Annotated in this window: 17 protein-coding genes; 13 read left to right on the top strand and 4 right to left on the bottom strand. The window is 42.3% G+C overall.

The features are described 5' to 3' along the window. From dtd to FN732_RS07650, 3 genes are read left to right on the top strand one after another with little or no spacing between them, the layout of a single operon-like run. Entirely contained in the window at positions 1–450 is a 450-nt protein-coding gene (dtd, locus tag FN732_RS07660; protein WP_142935979.1) for a D-aminoacyl-tRNA deacylase, read from the top strand. A gap of 24 nt (positions 451–474) precedes the next feature. Next, positions 475–1,617, top strand: a complete 1,143-nt coding sequence (locus FN732_RS07655; RefSeq protein ID WP_246051356.1) for a mechanosensitive ion channel family protein — start codon at positions 475–477, stop codon at positions 1,615–1,617. Further along, a complete protein-coding gene (locus tag FN732_RS07650) occupies positions 1,580–2,419 on the top strand; it encodes a 6-carboxyhexanoate--CoA ligase (RefSeq protein WP_142935978.1) in 840 nt (279 codons plus the stop codon). The genes FN732_RS07655 and FN732_RS07650 overlap by 38 nt, the downstream gene beginning before the upstream one ends. On the opposite strand, the gene FN732_RS07645 is transcribed toward FN732_RS07650, so the two are convergent. The 3 genes from FN732_RS07645 to mnmE are packed head-to-tail and all read right to left on the bottom strand — an operon-like array spanning position 2,329 to position 4,983. Then, entirely contained in the window at positions 2,329–2,700 is a 372-nt protein-coding gene (locus tag FN732_RS07645; protein WP_142935977.1) for a bactofilin family protein, read from the bottom strand. The genes FN732_RS07650 and FN732_RS07645 overlap by 91 nt on opposite strands. Then, positions 2,675–3,583, bottom strand: a complete 909-nt coding sequence (locus tag FN732_RS07640) for a M23 family metallopeptidase (protein WP_142935976.1) — start codon at positions 3,581–3,583, stop codon at positions 2,675–2,677. The genes FN732_RS07645 and FN732_RS07640 overlap by 26 nt, the downstream gene beginning before the upstream one ends. 2 nt (positions 3,584–3,585) lie before the next feature. Next, complete coding sequence (gene mnmE / locus FN732_RS07635) at positions 3,586–4,983, bottom strand: tRNA uridine-5-carboxymethylaminomethyl(34) synthesis GTPase MnmE (RefSeq protein WP_246051355.1); 1,398 nt, start codon at positions 4,981–4,983, stop codon at positions 3,586–3,588. A gap of 58 nt (positions 4,984–5,041) precedes the next feature. Between mnmE and glmS the strand changes: the two genes are divergently transcribed. The 10 genes from glmS to FN732_RS07585 all read left to right on the top strand — a co-directional run bounded on the left by glmS (position 5,042) and on the right by FN732_RS07585 (position 17,642). Next, positions 5,042–6,868 carry a glutamine--fructose-6-phosphate transaminase (isomerizing) gene (gene glmS, locus FN732_RS07630; protein ID WP_142935975.1) on the top strand — a complete coding sequence of 609 codons (1,827 nt, stop codon included), beginning with the start codon at positions 5,042–5,044 and terminating at the stop codon, positions 6,866–6,868. 9 nt (positions 6,869–6,877) lie between these two features. Beyond that, positions 6,878–7,729: a formyltetrahydrofolate deformylase gene (purU, locus tag FN732_RS07625; RefSeq protein ID WP_142935974.1), complete on the top strand. Its 852-nt coding sequence runs from the start codon at positions 6,878–6,880 to the stop codon at positions 7,727–7,729. Positions 7,730–7,800: 71 nt separating this feature from the next. After that, on the top strand, positions 7,801–8,370 hold the full coding sequence (locus FN732_RS07620; protein ID WP_142935973.1) for a TetR/AcrR family transcriptional regulator: 570 nt from the start codon (positions 7,801–7,803) through the stop codon (positions 8,368–8,370). Next, entirely contained in the window at positions 8,367–9,629 is a 1,263-nt protein-coding gene (locus tag FN732_RS07615; RefSeq protein WP_142935972.1) for an HlyD family efflux transporter periplasmic adaptor subunit, read from the top strand. Before FN732_RS07620 ends, FN732_RS07615 begins: the two co-directional genes overlap by 4 nt. After that, positions 9,581–11,188 carry a DHA2 family efflux MFS transporter permease subunit gene (locus FN732_RS07610; RefSeq protein ID WP_246051354.1) on the top strand — a complete coding sequence of 536 codons (1,608 nt, stop codon included), beginning with the start codon at positions 9,581–9,583 and terminating at the stop codon, positions 11,186–11,188. The genes FN732_RS07615 and FN732_RS07610 overlap by 49 nt, the downstream gene beginning before the upstream one ends. After that, entirely contained in the window at positions 11,145–12,431 is a 1,287-nt protein-coding gene (locus FN732_RS07605; RefSeq protein WP_185954288.1) for a TolC family protein, read from the top strand. Before FN732_RS07610 ends, FN732_RS07605 begins: the two co-directional genes overlap by 44 nt. After that, positions 12,424–13,602: an HlyD family secretion protein gene (locus FN732_RS07600; protein ID WP_185954287.1), complete on the top strand. Its 1,179-nt coding sequence runs from the start codon at positions 12,424–12,426 to the stop codon at positions 13,600–13,602. Before FN732_RS07605 ends, FN732_RS07600 begins: the two co-directional genes overlap by 8 nt. Then, complete coding sequence (locus FN732_RS07595) at positions 13,599–15,455, top strand: ATP-binding cassette domain-containing protein (protein ID WP_142935968.1); 1,857 nt, start codon at positions 13,599–13,601, stop codon at positions 15,453–15,455. Before FN732_RS07600 ends, FN732_RS07595 begins: the two co-directional genes overlap by 4 nt. Then, positions 15,445–16,557 carry an ABC transporter permease gene (locus tag FN732_RS07590; RefSeq protein ID WP_142935967.1) on the top strand — a complete coding sequence of 371 codons (1,113 nt, stop codon included), beginning with the start codon at positions 15,445–15,447 and terminating at the stop codon, positions 16,555–16,557. Before FN732_RS07595 ends, FN732_RS07590 begins: the two co-directional genes overlap by 11 nt. After that, entirely contained in the window at positions 16,554–17,642 is a 1,089-nt protein-coding gene (locus tag FN732_RS07585; protein ID WP_142935966.1) for an ABC transporter permease, read from the top strand. The genes FN732_RS07590 and FN732_RS07585 overlap by 4 nt, the downstream gene beginning before the upstream one ends. 15 nt (positions 17,643–17,657) lie before the next feature. Here FN732_RS07585 and ligA read toward each other — a convergent pair whose 3' ends face one another. After that, complete coding sequence (ligA, locus tag FN732_RS07580) at positions 17,658–19,829, bottom strand: NAD-dependent DNA ligase LigA (RefSeq protein WP_142935965.1); 2,172 nt, start codon at positions 19,827–19,829, stop codon at positions 17,658–17,660. Positions 19,830–19,873: the final 44 nt, after the last annotated feature.

Here is a 19,873-nt window from a genome sequence, read left to right as displayed (position 1 = left end):
ATGAAGGCTTGTATTCAGAGGGTTCTATCGGGAAAGGTTGTTGTAGGAGGTGAGACCGTTTCTGAAATTGGTCAGGGATTGGTTGTCTTAGTGGGATTTGAAAAGGGGGATTTAAAGTCCTTTGTTGAGAAAATGGCAGATAAAGTTGTTAACTTGAGAATTTTTGAGGACTCCTTAGGAAAGATGAACCTATCCGTTAAGGATATTAACGGTGAGATTCTGGCTGTTCCTAACTTTACGTTGGCTGCAGACTGTAGAAAGGGAAGGCGTCCAAGCTTTCAATCATCGGAGGAACCGATAAGGGCTGAGGAGTTCTTTAACCTCTTTGTTGAGGAGTGTAAGAGGAGGGAAGTTCCTGTTAAGACGGGAATTTTTGGGGCAGATATGAAGGTCCACCTTATCAACGACGGTCCCGTTACGATTATCCTAACAAATGATGATATTAAGTAGAGGAACAACTTGAAGGATTTTGGAGTGTTTTCTTTAATACAGAAGAACTTTTCAGATTTACTTTCAAGTGTTCCATGGTTAAAACCTGAATACTTGTTTTTCTTCCTATTTTTAATTTTGTCCTTGATTCCACTGTATGGAAAAAAAATAATAAAGAGATTTTTACTTCGATTGGCTCTCATTGATAAGAAAGTAACAAAAGGGGAAAAGATAATTATAGGTTTGTCCTCCTGGATATCCTACTTCTTTTCAATGTTATTTTTGAATTTAGCCATTGTACAGCTTCCCGTTCCTGTTAAGTTGATGAAAATTTTCAACTTAATTTTCTTTATTCTGTACGTTTCTATAGCAACATTTATCTCTATCAAATTAGTTGACCTTATTCTGGAAAAACTTTCCCAGAAAGTAAGGAAGAGCGTAGCCGTAAATGAAGCCCCCTTGGTGGATACCTATTATTCGATGATTTCGAAGGTTATTAACGTCTTCATCGTCCTGATTGCTCTAATAGCCGTCTTAGATAGGTTAGGATTTAACGTTACTTCCTTGGTCGCATCGTTGGGAGTAGGTTCCTTGGCTGTAGGTCTTGCAGCTCAGGATACTGTCAAGAACTTTATTTCGGGAATTTTACTTGTTACGGACAGGCAGTTTAGAATAGGAGACAGGGTTTACATAAAAGACATTGATGTTGAAGGTTACGTTTACGACATCGGACTTAGGACAACGAGAATTTTAACCATTTCTGGAAACAACCTTATAACGGTTCCAAACTCAAAATTAACAGAAGGAATCATAGAAAATTCACTCTATCCAGACCCTAAAGTGAAGGATTTTGTTGAGGTTGGAGTTTCCTACACATCCGATGTTGATAAGGTTAAGGAGTTCCTCTTAAAGGCCGCATCAGAGATAGACGGAGTTTTGAACAATCCACCACCATCGGTTTACTTCACTCAGTTTGGTGACAGTGCCCTAATTTTTAAACTCATCTACTATGTTGAAGGGAAGGATATAGCCTTTGATGTTAAGTCAAAACTTCATGAGAGAATAAACAAGCTTTTCAGGGAAAACGGAGTAGAAATTCCATTTCCACAGAACGACCTCTGGTTTAGAAATCCCTTGAAGGTGGTCCTAAATGGAGAAGCTCTTCAGCATAAAGATGAGGAGCTCTAAGGAAGGCATTCACATTTCAGGTGCTGAGAGAATAGTCCCAGAACACCAAGTTGAAGAGGTAGTTGGAGAGCTCTACTGGAGAGCAAGAGAACACAGTAGAGGTGAGGCCGACTTCATCTCCATAAAAGTTGAAAAGCTAAAGGAAAAACCGGTATACCTTAAAGCTCCTCCAATTTATGAACTGAAGACAGAGCTACCGATAGAAGAAGTATTAACCTTACTGTTTAGAAGGGCATGTATCCCTGAAAATTTAGGACTGTCCATCTACTCCCTAATTCTTAGGGGAGCCTCTCCGTCAGGTAGGGTCATGAGGGGAGCAATGATAGTCGAAGTACCTTCGGGAAGGAGGTTGGAACCTGACAGGGAGAGAGGTGTAAGGGCATCCTATTTGGACATCTCTAAAGAGGCAACGAGAAAGCTAAAGAAATCGGCTGGAGACAGATTTACAGAAAACCTTAAAGAAGCCCTAACTTTAACTACAAAAATCCTTAACTACCCAGGAGTTTTGGGGGAGCTCTGCGTATCTGACGACCCAGACTATACAACTGGTTACTTCTCAATCCCTAAAGTAGGGTATTTTAGGATTTTCAACCTAAAACCTAAGGGCTTTCCATTTGGAGGTAGGGCAATTTTTGTTAAAGAGAAGATAAATGTTGAAGAATTTATAGAATACTTGGAGAAAAAACCGATTATCGTCTCGGAAGTTGTAGGTTACTCCTCTATTTCACTTGATGAAGAAACGAAGTTTCCAGACTTAACGCTTCCCTCTATCGATGCTCCCGGTTCAACGGATAAACTTTGAGTAGTTATATCCCCTTTTATTCTTGAACTTTTCTTAATTTCAACGTACTCAGCCAATATATTTCCCTCAACTTCCCCCATTGAAATTAGGTTTTTCACCTTCAGATTTCCTCTTATTTTTGAAGTTTCCCCTAAAACAACAAAATCGCCCTTTACATCTCCTTCAACAATTCCATCTATCCTAATTTTTCCCTCAGAAATTATGTTTCCTTCAATCTTCAGACCTTCAGAGAGAATACTTTTAACCTCTCCTGCCTCACCTTCCTTCTTTTTTCCTAACATTCCTTACGGCCTCCAAGAACAATTTAGGATTAACAATCTTACCGTTGACTTTAATAGTATAGTGAAGGTGCGGTCCTGTACTTCTACCTGTACTTCCCATCAAACCTATAATTTCTCCCTTCTTAACAAACTGTCCTTTTCTAACAAGAAGTTTTGACATGTGGCCAAAGTAGGTCCTTACTCCGTTCCCATGGTCAATTTCAATGCACCTGCCCATTAAACCGCACTTACCAGCCTTTATAACTCTACCATCTGCCGGTGTTCTTATTGGAGTACCCCAGTAGTTTGCTATATCAACACCTAAGTGAAATTCTAACTTTCCCGTAACAGGATTTACCCTCAATCCGTAGGGAGATGTTATTCTTCCATAGGTTGGATATCCTATAGGGACGTGGTTAAACCTTTTAATTAAGCTATCTATCTGTTTGATAACATCTCTGCTGTCAAAATCAACATCATCTTCTGTAAAAATTTTGGAAAGGGGAATTGAAAGACCTCCTTCTCCCCCTTTTTCCTTCACGTTTAGTCCGACTTTTTTCATTAGAGAGTTTATTATCTCTATTCTCCTGGCTAACTCTTGGACTGTTTCTCTCCTCTCCTTTTCAAGAATAGAGACTTTTTCGTGGAGTTGACTGTTTTCCCTTTTAACCTCATTCAAGTTTCTTTCTAAACTTTCAATGTTTGACAGAAGAACTTTTTTTTCAGAGTTGTACTTTTTAAGTTTTAAAAAAGCGTAAACAGAATAAAAAGCAAAGAATACAAAACTTATACTCAATATGGAAACAAAGGTAAGGAGAACCTTTTTAGATATGCTAAGCCTTAGGTAATTTGCAAGCTCATCCTTAATCAGGATTATCTGAAACTTATCCTTTCCGTCCTTCATTCTTACTTTCCTATACAAAATCGGGAAAATATAATATCATACATGTCTTCAGTTGTCACTTCTCCTACTATTTCTCCAAGGGACTTCAAGGCCTCGTCAATATCAATTGAGAGAAACTCAGGAGACTCATAACCAGAATCTATTGAGGTTAAAACCTTGTCCAAACTCTCCTTTGCCCTCTTTAGAAGCTCGTAGTGTCTTTCAGATGTTAAAACAACTTCGTTGCCATCCAAGATGGATTCAGGCTCCAAAACTACAAGTTCCATTATCCTCTCTGCAAGCTCATCTATTCCATCAAGGTTCTTAGCACTGATTTCTACACAGTGTTTAAAAAGGTTCCTAAGCTTCTCACACTTTACCCTTAATCCTGCATCCTTCTTGTTGATTACAAGAATAACGTTATCCCTATTTTCAATCAGTTTAAGAATTCTCCTGTCGTCCTCAACGAATCCTGCTGAACCGTCAATTACAAAGAGGACAACGTCTGCTTCCTTTAGCTTTTCTATACTTTTCTCTATGCCGATTTTTTCAACTATATCACCAGCCTCCCTTATTCCAGCAGTATCCACAAGGCGTAGAGGAAGTCCCTTGAACGTTACAGTTTCCTCTATAACGTCCCTCGTCGTTCCTGGGATTTCCGTTACGATTGCCCTTTCCTCCATCAAAATGGCATTTAGAAGAGAGGACTTTCCAACGTTTGGCCTTCCAACGATTGCAACCTTTATTCCTTCCTTTATCAACCTCCCTTCCCTGTAAGTCTTTAAAAGTTTTTCTATTTCATCCTTTACCTCAAAGAGTTTCTCCTTTATTTTCCCGGTCTCTAAGATTTCAATCTCCTCGTCTGGAAAGTCAACTGCTGCCTCTATAAACGCCTTTGTTTCAAGTAGCCTATCCCTGATTTCCCTTATTTTATTTGACAGACTTCCCTCAAGCTGTTTCACTGCAACCTTAGCGTAGAGTTCACTCCTTGCCTCAATTAGTTCGTTTATGGCCTCAGCCTGTGTAAGGTCTATCTTGCCGTGGAGGAAAGCTCTCATTGTAAACTCTCCTGGCTCTGCAAGCCTGGCTCCCCTCTTTAAAACCTCCCTTAAAACCTTTCTCGTCACAACAATTCCACCGTGGCAGTGAATTTCAGCAACATCCTCACCGGTAAACGTGTAGGGAGCCCCCATGAAAACTACCAAAACTTCATCGATAGGTTCTTCGAACTCATCGACAACAATGCCGTATGTCATTTTTCTATTCTCAAAGCTCTCAACCCTTTCTCCGGATTTTCTCCTAAAAACTTCCTTTAAAATGGGTAGAGCTCTCTTACCAGAAATTCTCACTATTCCTATTGCTCCCTTTCCTAAAGGAGTTCCTATTGCGGCAATCGTATCCTCGCACAGGTAGTCCCTCAAAATATCCTCCTTCTCCTGATATACTTTAAAACAAATAATAATCCTTGGAGAAAGAGTTATGTGTGGAATTGTGGGATATGTTGGAAAGGACAACGCAAAAGATGTAATAGTAGATGGATTGAAAAGGCTTGAGTACAGGGGATACGATTCGGCAGGTATTGCCCTCCTCTTGGAAAACAAAATTTTCGTTTACAAGAAGAGGGGAAAAATAAGAAACCTTGAGATAGACCTTCGGAAAAAACAGGTCTTTTCAAGCACTGGAATTGGTCATACCCGCTGGGCCACCCACGGCGAACCGAACGATGAAAATGCACACCCTCATCTAAGCTGTGATGGAAAGATTGCGATTGTCCACAACGGAATTATTGAGAACTACTCAGATTTGAGGAAGGAGCTCCTAAAGAAGGGGCACAAGTTCCTCTCAGACACAGATACAGAGGTAATTGTTCACCTAATAGAGGAGGAGTTTAAAACTGCTGAAAGTTTTTTAGGCGCATTCTTTAAGGGACTAAAGAAATTAAGGGGTTCATTTGCAGTTGCAGTTATTACGCTCCACGAGCCTGAAACCATCTTTGTTGCGAGAAAGGACAGTCCTTTAGTAATAGGATTGGGGGATGGAGAAAACTTTGTCGCATCCGACGTTCCAGCTTTCCTTCCCTATACAAACAGGGTAGTTTTCTTGGATGACTTTGAGGCAGCAGTAATTAAGTCTGACAGTGTAAGTATTTTTGATTTTGCTGGAGTTAAAAAGGAAAAGAAAGAAGTAACCATTCCCTGGAGTATTTCACAGGCAGAAAAGGCGGGATACAAACACTTTATGCTTAAAGAGATAAACGAACAGCCGAGAGCCATTTCAGATACGGTAAGCGGTAACTATAAATTAATAACCGATGGGAAGTTGGATGGAATTGACTTAAACAAAATAAGGAGAATTCAGATTGTTGCCTGCGGCACCTCGTACCACGCAGGTTTAGTAGGAAAGTTTTACATTGAAAATTTTTCAAATATACCAACAGAGGTTGATTACGCTTCCGAGTACAGGTACAGAAATCCCGTTTTAACTGAGGATACACTTGTTGTATCGATAACGCAATCTGGGGAAACTGCCGATACGCTGGCAGCAATGAGGCTTGCAAAGGAAAAGGGAGCTAAGGTTTTAACTGTCTGTAACGTTATCGGCTCAACTGCAACAAGGGAGGCCGACTCCGTTATTTATACCTATGCTGGTCCCGAAATAAGCGTTGCTTCAACTAAGGCCTTTACAACTCAGTTAACGGTTCTCTTCATGCTATCACTGCTTTTGGGGAGAGAGAGGGGAGTTTTAGACAGTTCTGAGTTTGATAGGAGATTAAAACTTCTGATGGAGGTTCCGGGTAAGATTGAATCCTTTCTAAATGTTGAAAGGGAGGAGGAGGTTGTTAAGAAAATAGCTTTAGAGTTTTACAGGTCAAAGGATGCTCTTTATCTTGGAAGGCACGTAAACTATCCGATAGCCCTTGAAGGAGCTCTGAAACTCAAGGAGATTTCCTACATTCATGCAGAAGGGTATCCAGCAGGTGAAATGAAACACGGGCCAATTGCACTGATTGACGAAAACGTCCCTTCCGTCTTTGTTGCAACAGAGGGGAAGGTTCTTGAGAAAATTGTTTCAAACATTGAAGAGGTAAAGGCAAGGAAAGGAAAGGTTATCTCTGTTACAAACCCGGGAATTAAGGAGGTTTACGAACTCTCCGACTACGTGATAAATGTTCCGGAAGTAGATGAGTTCTTATCACCTATAGTTAATGTTGTGCCTCTGCAGCTCTTTGCATACTACATTGCAGACTTTTTAGGTTACGACGTTGACCAGCCGAGAAACCTTGCAAAGAGCGTTACAGTTGAGTAGGGAGGAGAAATGGAAACGGCAATTCTCTTGATTTCATGTCCCGATAGAAAGGGAATTCTGTCGGAAATTACAAGGTTTATAGCAGAAAACAACGGAAACATTGTAAATGCAGACCAGCACATAGATTTCCAAAAATCAATCTTCTTTATGAGAATTGAGTGGGAATTGGAAGGATTTAAAATTCCAAAGCTTGAAATAGAAAGTGCCTTTAGACCGATAGCTGAAAAGTTTCAGATGGACTACCAGCTCCACTTTAGTTCTGAAGTTAAAAACGTAGCTATATTTGTATCAAAGTACGATCACTGCCTCTACGACCTCCTCTACAGATTTAAGTCCGGAGAGTTAAAGGGAAATCTGAAGTTGGTTGTGAGCAACCACGAGGATTTAAAACACGTAGTTGAAATGTTTCAGATTCCCTTCTACTACTTTCCCAAGAACAGGGAAAATAAATTAGAGGTTGAGGAGAGGGAGATAGAGCTCCTAAAAAAAGAGAAGATTGACTTAATCGTCCTCGCAAGGTACATGCAGATTTTAAGTAACAGATTTGTTAACGAGTTTAGAAACAGAATAATCAACATCCACCACTCGTTCCTTCCTGCCTTTGTAGGAGCAAAGCCCTACCATAGGGCTTACGAAAGGGGAGTAAAGATTATTGGAGCTACGAGCCACTACGTTACAGAGGAGTTAGACCAGGGTCCGATAATTGAGCAGGACGTTGTCAGAGTAAGCCACAGGGATACCGTTTCGGACATGATTAGAAAGGGAAGGGACCTTGAAAAGATTGTTCTATCAAGGGCTGTAAGGTGGCATTTGGAGGATAAGATTTTAGTTTACGACAATAAAACGGTCATTTTTGAGTAGAAAACTCCTTGATGTCAGAAGAGGTTTTTCCTATACTCTTAGTTAAGTAAGCACTTACTTTAGAGGTGGAGTTGAAGACAAAGGACAGGATTTTAGAGGCTGCCTACAAGTGTTTTTCCGAAAAGGGTTATTTAGGAGCTACAACGAGGGAAATTGCAAAGAATGCCGGTGTATCTGAGGTTACACTCTTTAGGCACTTTAAGAGTAAGAAGGAGCTCTTTTCAGAGGTTTTAGACAGGTTCTCTGTGATTCCCAACTTAGAGAAGATAGGGAGATTTAAAACGGAGCTCTCAGATGTTGAATTGGTTAAGTTTGCCGGAATAGAGATAATTAAATCCCTTCAGGAAAAGAGGAATTTTTTAAAAATTCTCCTGTCTGAAACTCCGAAGCTAACGAGCGAGGTAAACGAGGTTTACATGAAGTTCTCCAAAAAGCTCTTTCAGGTTCTGCTGAACATATTCCAAACCGCGTTTCCACATTTACCGAAAAAAGAACTTGAATTAAAGGTTCAAGTATTCAAGTACACCACCTTCTGTTTCTTCCTCTCGAATGAGATTTTTCAGGGAAAAGTTCTTTCAGAAGGGGAAATTCTAAGCTTTGTTTCTGAGTTAACGGACGAAATCCTTGGAGGTAAGAGTTGAAGAGGTTGTTTTCCCTTCTTGGAGCTCTCCTACTCCTCTCCGTTACCCTCTGGTTTCTCTTCTACCTCTACGAGAGGTACAGGTTTGTCATAACGGACAACGCCTATCAGTACGCCGATATTGTGAACGTTTCTCCCGAGGATGTGTCGGGCCACGTTGTGAAACTTTACAAGAGAGAGTACGAGAAGGTTAAATCTGGAGAACCTCTTTTCAAGATAGACGATTCAACACTAAAAAAAGACCTCTCCTCACTTCAGGGAAAGCTCAACTCGTTAGTCAGTAGGAAAAGAGAGCTTGAAACAAAACTTTCAAGATTGGAAAAACAGCTTCCGGAAAGCGTTAAATCAACAGAATTTGAGCTGAATTCACTTAAAAGGGAACTCTCCTCCCTGAAGGAAAATTTGAAGGAGGCAGAAGTTAAGTATTCCGTCCTTGTAAACAGTGCAAAGGCTTCACTCTCTGCGGCAAAAGAGGCCTACGAAGCTTCAAATGTAAACCTTGACAGAATGGAGAAGAGGTTTAAAAGGTACAAAGAGCTCTACAGAAGAAGGGTCATTTCGGAGCAGCAGTTTGACGATGTAAAGTCGGCCTACTATCAGGCTCTCTCACAGTTCAAAACGGCAGAGTCAAATTTAGAACTCTCTCAGGAAAAACTAAGGGAAGCAGAGGCATTCTCTCACACTGTTAATTCGTTAAAGGAGAAAATCTCCTCTACAAGGGAAAGGATTGGAGCTCTACAGAGCCAGTTGGAGTCAAAGAAGGCTGACCTGAAGAAAATTTCAGAGTTAAAAGCCTCGATTTCTGAGATTGCTTATCAGATAGACTCTCTAAAAGCTCAAATTGGTAAGACAAAATTACTGATTTCTCACACTCTCGTTAAATCACCAATTGACGGTCTCATTGCAAAGAAGTGGAAGGAAGAGGGGGACTTTGTTTCACCGGGAATTGCCGTCTACTCAATATACAACCCGAAAACCTTCTACGTTCTTGCCTGGATTGATGAGGATGACATCGGGTACGTTAGGAAAGGAAGCAGAGCTCTGATTGAGCTTGAAACCTGTAAGGGACAGTTTAAAGGAAATGTTACCGCAGTTGGAACATCTGCAGGTTCTGTATTTGCGCTCATTCCGAGGGATACGTCACAGGGGGAGTACGTAAAAGTAACTCAGAGGGTTCCCGTAAAGATTAAAGTCTTCAACGTTCCACTTAGGTGCATCAAACCTGGAACGAACGTTTCGGTAAAAATTCCAAAGGAATAGATATGAAGGAAGGAACGAAAACCTTCGTAATCGGAATTCTCATAGTTGCCGGTATGTTCATGACTCTCCTTGACACAACCATAGTTGACATTGCTCTCCCTCACATGATGAGCACGTTCCACGCAAGAACCGACGAGATTCAGTGGGTCATTATCTCCTACATGGTTGCATCTGCCGTTGCAATGCCCGTTGTTGGATGGTTAGGCGGGAGGTTGGGACACAGAAATACCTACATTTTGGGAATTTCCCTCTTTACGGTTATGAGTGCTCTCTGTGGACTCTCCCCAAACCTTGATACGATGATTTTAGGAAGGGTTCTTCAGGGAGTGGGTGAGGGGCTTTCCGTTCCGATGACAATGACGCTTCTGTTTGAAATTTTCCCTCCTGAAAGGAGGGGAACTGCCATGGGAATGTTTGCTCTTGGGGCAACCTTTGGACCGTCGCTTGGACCAACTCTTGGGGGATACATAACCGAGCACTTTTCGTGGAGGTGGATTTTCTACGTTAATCTACTTCCAGGTATTTTGGTTGTTTATTTCCTCTTCCTCCTTTTTAAGGAAAAGAAGGAAGAACACAACCAGAGCTTTGACTTAACAGGACTTTTACTCTTAGGCCTTTCACTCTCATCTTTGATAGTTTCCATCTCAAAGGGAAACGACTGGGGCTGGAGCTCCCTAAAAACGGTCTCCCTCCTCTACATCTCCCTCGTTTCAGCAGTTCTTTTTACCGTTTGGGAGCTAAAAGTAAAGAGCCCCTTGGTTGACTTGAAACTCTTTAAGTACGAGTTCTTCCGTTATCCCGTTTTATCCTTAACCGTTTTCGGGATGGGAGTTTACGCCTCTTACTTTCTGCTTCCACTGTACCTTGAAAAGTTGAGAGAGTTTCCAACGATAACTGCAGGTGAAGTTCTCTTCTGGCCGTCCCTTGGAACGGGAATCTTCAGCATGATTGCCGGCTTCCTGATGGACAGAGGTATTCTCAGGAAAAAAACCTCCATAATCGTTGGAACCTTAATCTTTGTTTTTGGAACGTACTTGCAGCAGAAATTAGACTTAGACATGTCAAAACTGCAGGTCATTCTCTACCTGATGCCCTGGGGAGTAGGAATGGGATTCTTCTTCCCAGCCCTCTCTCAGCTCTCGCTCGGAAACTTTAAGGGGGAGCTCCTCAGACACGCCTCTTCACTTCAGAACCTGCTAAGGCTTGTAGGTGGAAGTGTAGGAACAGCAATTTCAACCCACATTCTAATCTCGTCTCAAAGTTCTCACTTTGTAAATCTTACAGAAAGAGTCTCCTCAGAATCTCCTCAAGTTGAACTGTTTCTACAGAAGGTTCAGGGGTACTTCCAGTACCTAAGGAGCTCACTGCCGGACGAGGCAGCAAGCAGGGCTCACGCTCTTCTTTCAAACCTTTACGTTAAACACGCCTTCTGGCACTCCTTTGCAGATGCATTTTTCTTTGCAACAATCTGCGGAGTTTTTACGCTACTCTTTGCAATACTCGTGGAGGAAAGAGATGAGAAAATTGATAGTTCTCCTGATACTGTTGTTGCCCGTTAACTCTTTAGGCTCGGAGCTCTCGTACCTGTTAGAAAAAGCTCTTAAGGACAATAAGGAGATAAAGAAAGCTCGGTCAGAGTACAGGATTTCTGACCTCCTCTACAAAGAGGCCGTTTCGGACTACTTTCCAAAAGTGAACCTCTTCTATTCAAGAACGAAACTGTCAGAGGTTCCAGAGTTTCCAATTCCTGGAGTTCCGAACCTCTCCATTCCCTTCTTTAACGACTCCTACTACCAGTTTGGAGTAAACCTAAAGCAGCCTCTCTTTATGGGAGGGAGAATTCTCTATAACGTTAGACTGAAAAATGAACAGAAAAAGGCAAGTTATTACTTATTTAAGGAGACTATCAATAAAGTTATCTACGAAGTTAAAAGCGACTACTTTAACGTGCTGAAGGCAAAGGCAAACGTTGAAGCTGCAAAGGTTTACTTGAGGTCTGCAAAGAAACACTTTTCTGATGTTAAGGCCTTCTTTGACGAGGGAATAGTTCCAAGGAGAGACCTCCTTGAAGCAGAGGTTAAGCTGAGGGACGCAGAGGAAAAGCTGACATTGGCAGAGGCAATTTACAAAGTTGCCCTTGAAAAGCTTAAAACCGACGTTGGAGATACAAACTTAGAATTTGAACCCTCTAATAATTTAACCTACAGGAAGATTAATCTAAACCTGAACGAACTACTGAAAATTGCCTACTCAGAAAGGCCTCTAATCAAGTATGTTAAACTTTTGAAAAGGAGCTCCAACGAGGGAGTAAGACTTGCGGTTTCTCAGTTTCTGCCTCAGACTCTCTTAAACCTTTCCTACCAGAAGACGGACCAGTATCCTGGAGATGTTTACTCCTCATTTTCAGTTTCCTTTCAGCTCAACTTTCCGATTTTTCAGGGAGGAAGTAGGTTCTTTGAAGTTGAGAGAGCAAGGGAGGAGAGGAGGAAGTCGGAGGATATCCTAAAGCAGACGAGGGATAACGTGAGGCTTCAGGTTGTCTCTGCGTACACGGAACTCCAATCTGCCCTTTCGAGGATAAAAACGGCAGAGTCAATGGTGAAGGAGGCAAAGGAGCTTTTAAGGGACTCCCGTGAAAGATACAGGGAGCACGTAGGAACTGCAACGGAAGTTACAGATGCAATAGCCTACCTCTACAACGCAAAAAAAGCTCTAAACTCAGCCCTTGCCGACTACAACACTGCCCTTTCAAAACTTGAATACGCAGTTGGAAAACCGCTAACTGGAGATGAAAATGAATAGAAGACTGATTTTACTCTTAGTTCTACTCCCTGTTTTTTTTAGCTGTTCTCCCTTCAAAAAGGAGAGTTCAACTCTCTACATAAACGGAAGAATTGAGGGAGACGAGTACGACGTAGGGACGAAGTACGCCGGTAGGGTAGTGAGAATATTCCACGACGAGGGAGACAACGTTAAGAGGGGAGAACTCCTTGCCGTTCTTGATTCTCAAGAGCTGAACGAGAGGTTGAAAGGGGCAGAGGAGAACTACAGAGCTCTCCTTTCAACGGTTAAGGCAAAGGAGGAGGAACTCAACTACTACAGGAACAAACTCTCTGCAGAGGAAAAGAGGCTCTCGGAGCTCTCAAAGACAGTCGAACTCCAGATAAAACAGTCTGAGGACAACGTAAAATCTGCCTTTTCAAAGTTAAAGATGGCAGAGGCGAACTACAGGAGATCTCTCTCGGCATTTAAAAAGGCCAAAAAGGACTACGTAAGGTACAGGAACCTCTACAGAAGGAGAGTAATTTCTGAGAGCTCCTTCGACAGCGTTAAACTCTCCTTTGAAACGGCAAAGGCCAACCTTGAGGCTGCAAAATCGGCAGTTTCCGCAGCTCAATCGCAGCTAAGTTCTGCAAGGAGAATGGTTGAAATTGCCAAGGAGAGGAGGAAGGAGGTAGGAGCTCTATCTGACGAAATTAGAGCCCTCAAAAGAACAATTTTAGCCAAGGAGAACGAGGTTGAGGCCTACAGGAAAAAGGCCGAAGCGGCAAAGAGGGCAGCTGACGAAATAAGGGCAACAATATCAAACCTCTCAATAAGGTCTCCGATAGATGGAACAATTACGGAAAAGTTGGTTGAATTGGGGGAGGTGGTAGCTCCGGGGCAGAAGCTCTTTACACTCTACAACTTGGACAACCTCTACTTTGAAGGTTACGTACCAGAGAGGAAAATAGGGCTAATTCACTTAGGTCAGAGAGGTTTTGTGAAGGTTGATTCATATCCTAACAGGAAGTTTCCCGTTGTTGTTACGTTCGTTTCATCTGAGGCCGAGTTTACGCCGAAGGAGGTTCAAACGAAGGAGGAGAGAGTTAAGGAGGTCTTTAAAGTAAAGCTGAAACTCCTTGAAAATCCCGACCACGTTTTAAAACCGGGGATGCCTGCAGACTGCTACGTTGAACTGGAGAAACGGTGAAAGTAGTTGAGTGTGAAAACTTGAAAGTGGAGTACAACAGGGGAAGGGTAGTTGCAGTCAGAGACCTCTCCTTCTCCGTTAACAGGGGGGATATTTTTGTATTCATCGGACCGGACGGGGCTGGAAAATCGTCGGTATTTAAATCCGTCTGTGGAGTTTTAAGTTACAACGGAGGAAGGGTAAGAACTTTTGGTGTTGACCCGAACAACGATAGGGAGTTTTCAAAGGTCAGGGACAAACTCTCCTTTATGCCTCAAGGGTTGGGTCAGAACCTCTACAAGCGGTTGTCCGTTGAGGAAAACGTTGACTTCTTTGCAAGTCTCTATGGAATACCTAAGAAGGAGAGGGAGAGGAGGAAGGAGCTCCTTCTAAAGATAACGAATCTATGGGAATTTAGGGACAGGGAAGCCGGGAAACTGTCCGGCGGGATGATGCAGAAACTTTCCCTTGTCTGCATTCTCATTCACATGCCAGAGCTTTTAATCTTAGATGAACCGACAACGGGAGTTGACCCCCTTTCAAGGAGGGACATATGGAAGTTTCTCTACAGGTTTAACGAGGAGGGAAATACCGTTTTGGTTTCAACCTCTTACTTGGATGAGGCAGAGAGGGGAACGGAGCTCCTCTTTATGAAGGATGGCAGTTCCCTAATCTCTGGAAAGTACGAAGACGTTGTTAAAACTAAGGAAAAGGTTTTTATCGGAAGGGGAGGAAAGTTCTACGAGGCTTACGAGGAGCTCTGGAGGTACACAAACACGGTAAGGTTAAAGGGGAAGAATTTAAGGTTTCTCCTATCAGAGGAACAGAAAAACGTTTTAAGTGATATTTCAAAAAAGTACGGCGTTGAGTTTGAAGAGGTAAAACCTGAGCTTGAAGACCTCTTCGTTGAAAAGGTAGGACTAAAGAGAGTTCACATTCCGGGAACTTTTAAGCCGAAGGTATCCGTGCCTGAGGATGCAATCGTTGTTAAAGGCGTTGTGAAGAAATTTGGAGAGTTCACGGCAGTAGATAGGGTTTCGTTTACAGTAAAGAAAGGAGAGATATTCGGCCTTTTGGGGCCAAACGGGGCGGGAAAAACCACACTTATAAAGACAATCTTGGGAATTTACCCTCCAACGGAGGGTGAAATTTCAGTAGCCGGCAGAAAAATAGACAAAAACACTAAGAAAATCATAGGGTACATGTCTCAAAAGTTCTCCCTATATTCGGATTTAACGGTCCTTGAGAATCTAATCTACTGGGGAAACGTTTACGGAGTAAAGCCAAAGGACGTCAGAAAAATTGTCAGAGAGACGGCTCCACTTTTAGGTATAGAGAAATACTTAAACACAATTACAAGCTCCCTTCCTCTGGGGATAAAACAGAGGGTAGCCCTCCTCTCTGCACTTCTCCACTCTCCTGCAGTACTGTTTTTAGACGAACCTACCTCAGGTGTAGACCCTGCGGAGAGGGACGTATTCTGGCAGATGATAAGGGAGCTCTCTGTAAAGTTTGGAGTTACCGCCCTCATAACGACCCACTACATGGATGAGACGGAGTACTGTGACAGAGTCCTTCTCATGAACCGTGGAAGGGCTGTTGCCCTCGGCTCTCCCGAGGAACTTAAAAGGGAAGTTGAGGAGAAGTTGGGGAAACCCTACCTCCTTTACGTTGAAAATCCCTTTTCTGCCGAGGAAAAACTCAGGTCTTTAGGGTTTAAAACGGTTCCGTTTGGCAGGAAGGTTAAGGTATTTACCCAAAAAAGTTCCGATTTGGAGCTTCTGCAAAGTAAAGGAATAGACATAAGGAGGATAGAGCCCTCCACTGTGAGTATGGAAGACGTGTTTGTTTTTAAGGTGGAAAATGAGGTTTGAAAGAATTTTTTCAATAGTAAAAAAGGAAACAAGGGAATTTTTAAAGGACAAAATAGGTCTAATAACAACGATTTTAGTTCCCGTTTCAATGATGTTAATTTTCGGGTTTGGTTTAAAGTTGGACGTTAAAAAGGTTCCCATCGGAGTTCTCGATTTTGATAAGTCTTATCTATCAAGGGAGATAATAAACAAAATTTCATCAAACGGAGAGTACTTTCGTTTAAAGAGGTACTTTTCTTCCTATAGAGAGGTGGACGAGGCACTGAAGAATAGTGAAGTAAGGGCTGTTGTTGTCTTTCCCTTCAAATTTGAGGAAAACTTTAAGAAGGGAAGAGGAACTTTTCAAACTCTGATAGATGGAATGTTTCCCTACAGGGCGGAAACGATTAAGAGCTACATAGAGGCAGTAGTTTTAAAGGAGAATCTCTCTTACTTTAAGAAGAAAGGATTAAAGTCTCCCGTAGAAATTAAACCGAGGTACTGGTTTAACGAATCACTAAATCAAGATTACCTTGTTGCCGTAGGAACCTTGGCCGTTGTTTTGGCCATATCGCCTGCCGTTTTTTCTGCCCTCTTAATCGTCAAAGAGAAGGAATCGGGCTCTATCTACAACGTTTACGTCTCTCCTGTTAGGAAAATTGAGTATCTATCGGGAAAGTTACTGTTCGGTTTTTTAGTCTCATCTTTCAACTATTTCGTACTAGTAATTCTTCTATTTTTCCTCTTTAAGGTTCCTTTCAAGGGAAGTTTCCTCCTCTTTTTACTCTCCTCGCTTCTCTTTATCTTGGTTTCGGTATCCTTTGGGCTTTTACTTTCGGTATTTTTCAGGTCTCAGGCTGCAGCCTTTATAGGAACGGTTGTATTTACAATAGTTCCCTCCATCCTCTACACGGGATTTTTGACTCCCGTATCCTCCTTTGACTCCCAAGCTCTCGTTACAGCCCATCTCATTCCCACCTTCTACTACTTGAGAATTCTAAAAGCCCTTTTTTTTAAGGCTGCTCCTTTCTATCTGATAGCTCCCGATATGTTGGTTCTCCTATTCTTCTTCGTTTCAATCTTTTCTCTGAACGTAATTCTCTTTAAAAAGAGGGAGAGATGAACTTTCTCGTTTTTCTTTACAAGGAAATTGCCCAGTTCTTCAGAAATAAAGGGCTTCTGTTCTTTGCCCTGTACGCCTTTACTTTGGACATATACTTAGCGGCAACGGGAATCAATCTTTCCTTGAGGAATGCAAAGTTCTACGTCCAGGACTACGACCTCTCCTACTATTCAAGGGAGTTGGTTTCAAAGTTTCCGTCAACCGTATTTAAACTGCAAGGGTATCTGTTTTCAGATAAGGACCTTGAAAGAGTTCTCTTAAGCGATAAGGCCTTAGGAGTTATAAGAATTCCACAGAATTTTGAGAAGAGGATAAAGAGGGGAGATAAAACGGAAGTTGGAATTGTTGTTAACGGCTCTGAGGTTGCCGCAAGTTACCTCTTCTCTGCCTACGCAACTCAGATAATCTCAAAGTTCCTCTTTGGAATTTTTCCCATTCAGCTTCCTTTCGAGGTAAAGACGAGGGTCTTTTTCAACCAGGACTCATCAAGTAGACTCTTTATGGCCTACTCGGAACTTCTAACGGTCATTACCCTTTTTCTGATACTCCTTCCGGCGTCAGCAGTTGTTTTGGAAAAGGAGAGGGGAAACATTGAAATGCTTACAGTTTCACCGGTTTCAAACTACGTTTTTATGGTTTCAAAAACCGTTTCAATGGGAATCCTGATACTTACGTTTACCTTCCTTGCACTCTTCTTCACAATAGGCCTTTGGGTTAAGGTTCCGTTCAAAGGAAGTATCTTGGACTTTATGCTCTTGACCGCTATTTATGTATTTACATCCTCGGGACTTTCAATGTTTATAGCATCACTCTCAAGCAACATGCTTCAGGTTTCGCAGTTAACAATTCTCGTTCTGATTCCAATTCTCTACCTATCTGGAGACTGGACCCCAATTGAGGCAATGCCAAAAGTTCTCCAGTACCTCTCGGTTCTCTCTCCCTTAAAGTACTACATAGATGGAGCTCTCTCCATAGCAATAAAGGGGATGACATTGGCAGAACTCTACAGAGATGCCCTTTTACTAACAGCTCAGGGTTTAGTCCTTTTTATTTTAGGTAACTTCTTTATGTTAAGGAAACTTTAAAAAGGAAAAGCCTCCTCAAAGGAGACCTTTCTCCTCCAGAATTTTCCTAACCTCAGGATTTACCTTTGAAAACTCCTTTAGCATGTTGATGAACTCTTCTTCATGTATCATCTTAATTCCAAGTTTTTGCGCCCTCTGGTACTTTGAACCGGGATTTTTACCAACGACGACAAAGCTCGTTCTCCTCGTTACAGAGTTTGTTGGATTCCCTCCCAAGAGCTCTACAATGTGCTGAGCCTCTCTCCTTGTAAAGTTGCCAAGTTCACCTGTGAATACAACATTCTGGCCTGCAAGGGGTTTGGGGAGCTCCTGTTCCCTCTCCTCCTCTTCTGTCCTCTCAAACTTAAACCCAGCCTTCTCCAATTTTTTAATCATTTCGAGGTTCTGCTCTGCCTTAAAGAAGTTCTTTATGCTCGTGGCAGTAACAGGTCCTATTCCGGGAATTGATGCAAGTTCGGTAAAGCTGACACCTTTAAGCTCCTCAAGGTTTCTAAACCTTTTGGCCAAAAGCTGTGCAGTTTTCTCTCCAACGTGCCTTATCCCTAAGGCTGTGAGTTTCTTCCAGAAGGGAGCTCCCTTTGACTTCTCTATCTGCTCCAATAGGTTCTGAGTCTTTCTCAGTCCCCAGCCGGGAAGCCTCAGGAGGTCTTCCTTTTTGAGGTAGTACAGGTCTGCGATTGATTTAACAAGTCCCTTCCTCATAAGCTGATTTACAGTTGCTTCACCGAGTCCTTTAATATCAAGGACTTTTCCCCAGTAGATTAAGTGTTCCTTGAGCTGAGCGGGACAGTTGATATTGGGGCACCTTGGAACTGCCTCATCTAACTCCTTAACGATGGGAGCTCCACATACCGGGCAGTTCTTTGGAACCTCAATTTCTTTCTCCTCTCCCGTTCTCCTCTCAACAACGGGACCAACTATGTAGGGAATAGTTTCCCCAGCCCTTTCAACGATTACGTAGTCCCCAATTCTAATGTCCTTCATCCTTATAAAGTCAGGATTGAAGAGAGTTGCCCTTGAAACAATAACCCCTCCAACCTCCACAGGTTCAAGAATAGCAACCGGTGTTAGAGCTCCCGTCCTTCCAACCTGCCACACAACGTCAACCAACTTTGTAACTGCCTGCTTTGCAGGAAACTTGTATGCAACTGCCCACCTTGGATGGTGCATAGTTTCGCCCAACTTCTCCCACGCACAAATGTCGTTTACCTTAATAACCATTCCATCTGCTTCAAAGTCCCAGGACTCCCTTTCCTCCTGCGCCTTTAAAACCGTTTCAATCACCTCATCAATGTTCTTACAAACCTTTTGAATGTGTGGTGTTTTAAATCCACAGTTTGAGAGGAGCTCCAAAGCCTCTTTTTGAGTTTTTATATCACTGCAGAGTTTTTTAGGTTCAGAGTAGAGTATCTGATAGACGTAACAGTCGAGCCCCCTCTTTGCCACCTCTGCAGGGTTTTTCAACCTTAAAGTTCCTGCAGCTGCGTTCCTCGGATTAGCAAAAAGTGGCAATCCTTGCTTTTCCCTCTCCTCGTTCAACCTTTTAAAAACGCTCTTTGGCATTATTACTTCGCCGCGAATTGAAATGAGGTTGATGCCGTACTTTGAGAAGGGAGCTCTCAGGGGAATCGATTTTATCGTTTTAACGTTCATTGTTATATCCTCACCGTAAACTCCATCTCCCCTTGTAGCTCCCCTTACAAGAAGGTCTTTTTCGTAGACAAGCTCTACACTTGCCCCGTCAAACTTTGGCTCAACTATGTATTCAACAGTCTCCTTTCCTAAAAGCTCTCTTACCCTCCTGTCCCAGTCCTTCAAGTCGTTTGGAGAGTACGTGTTCTCAAGTGAGGTCATCTCCGCATAGTGTTTAACCTTCTCAAACTCCCCTGTAAATGCAGGTGAAATCCTCTGTGTAGGTGAATCCGGAGTAACTATTTCAGGGTGAGCATTTTCTAAGTCTTCAAGAGCATGGAAGAGTTTATCGTACTGGTAGTCTGAAATTACAGGATTTGCCTGAACGTAGTATTTATAGTCGTGATACCTTATAACCCTCCTTAGCTTTTCAGCTAACTCCTCAGCCTCCTTTTTGTTCAACCTCTTCCAGTAACTTCTGTCTTTCCCCTCAATAAACTTTAAGAGCTCGTCGGTTAATTTTTGGAGCTCCTTCTCCTCCTGTACTGAATACATTTTTTCCTCCTACTAGTCAATTCCAATAATAATATTTTATATTT

Source organism: Balnearium lithotrophicum, assembly GCF_900182585.1.
In the GTDB taxonomy this organism is placed as follows: domain Bacteria; phylum Aquificota; class Aquificia; order Desulfurobacteriales; family Desulfurobacteriaceae; genus Balnearium; species Balnearium lithotrophicum.
The sequence above is the reverse complement of the archived record's forward strand: the minus strand, read 5'-3'. Positions and strand labels throughout refer to the sequence as shown.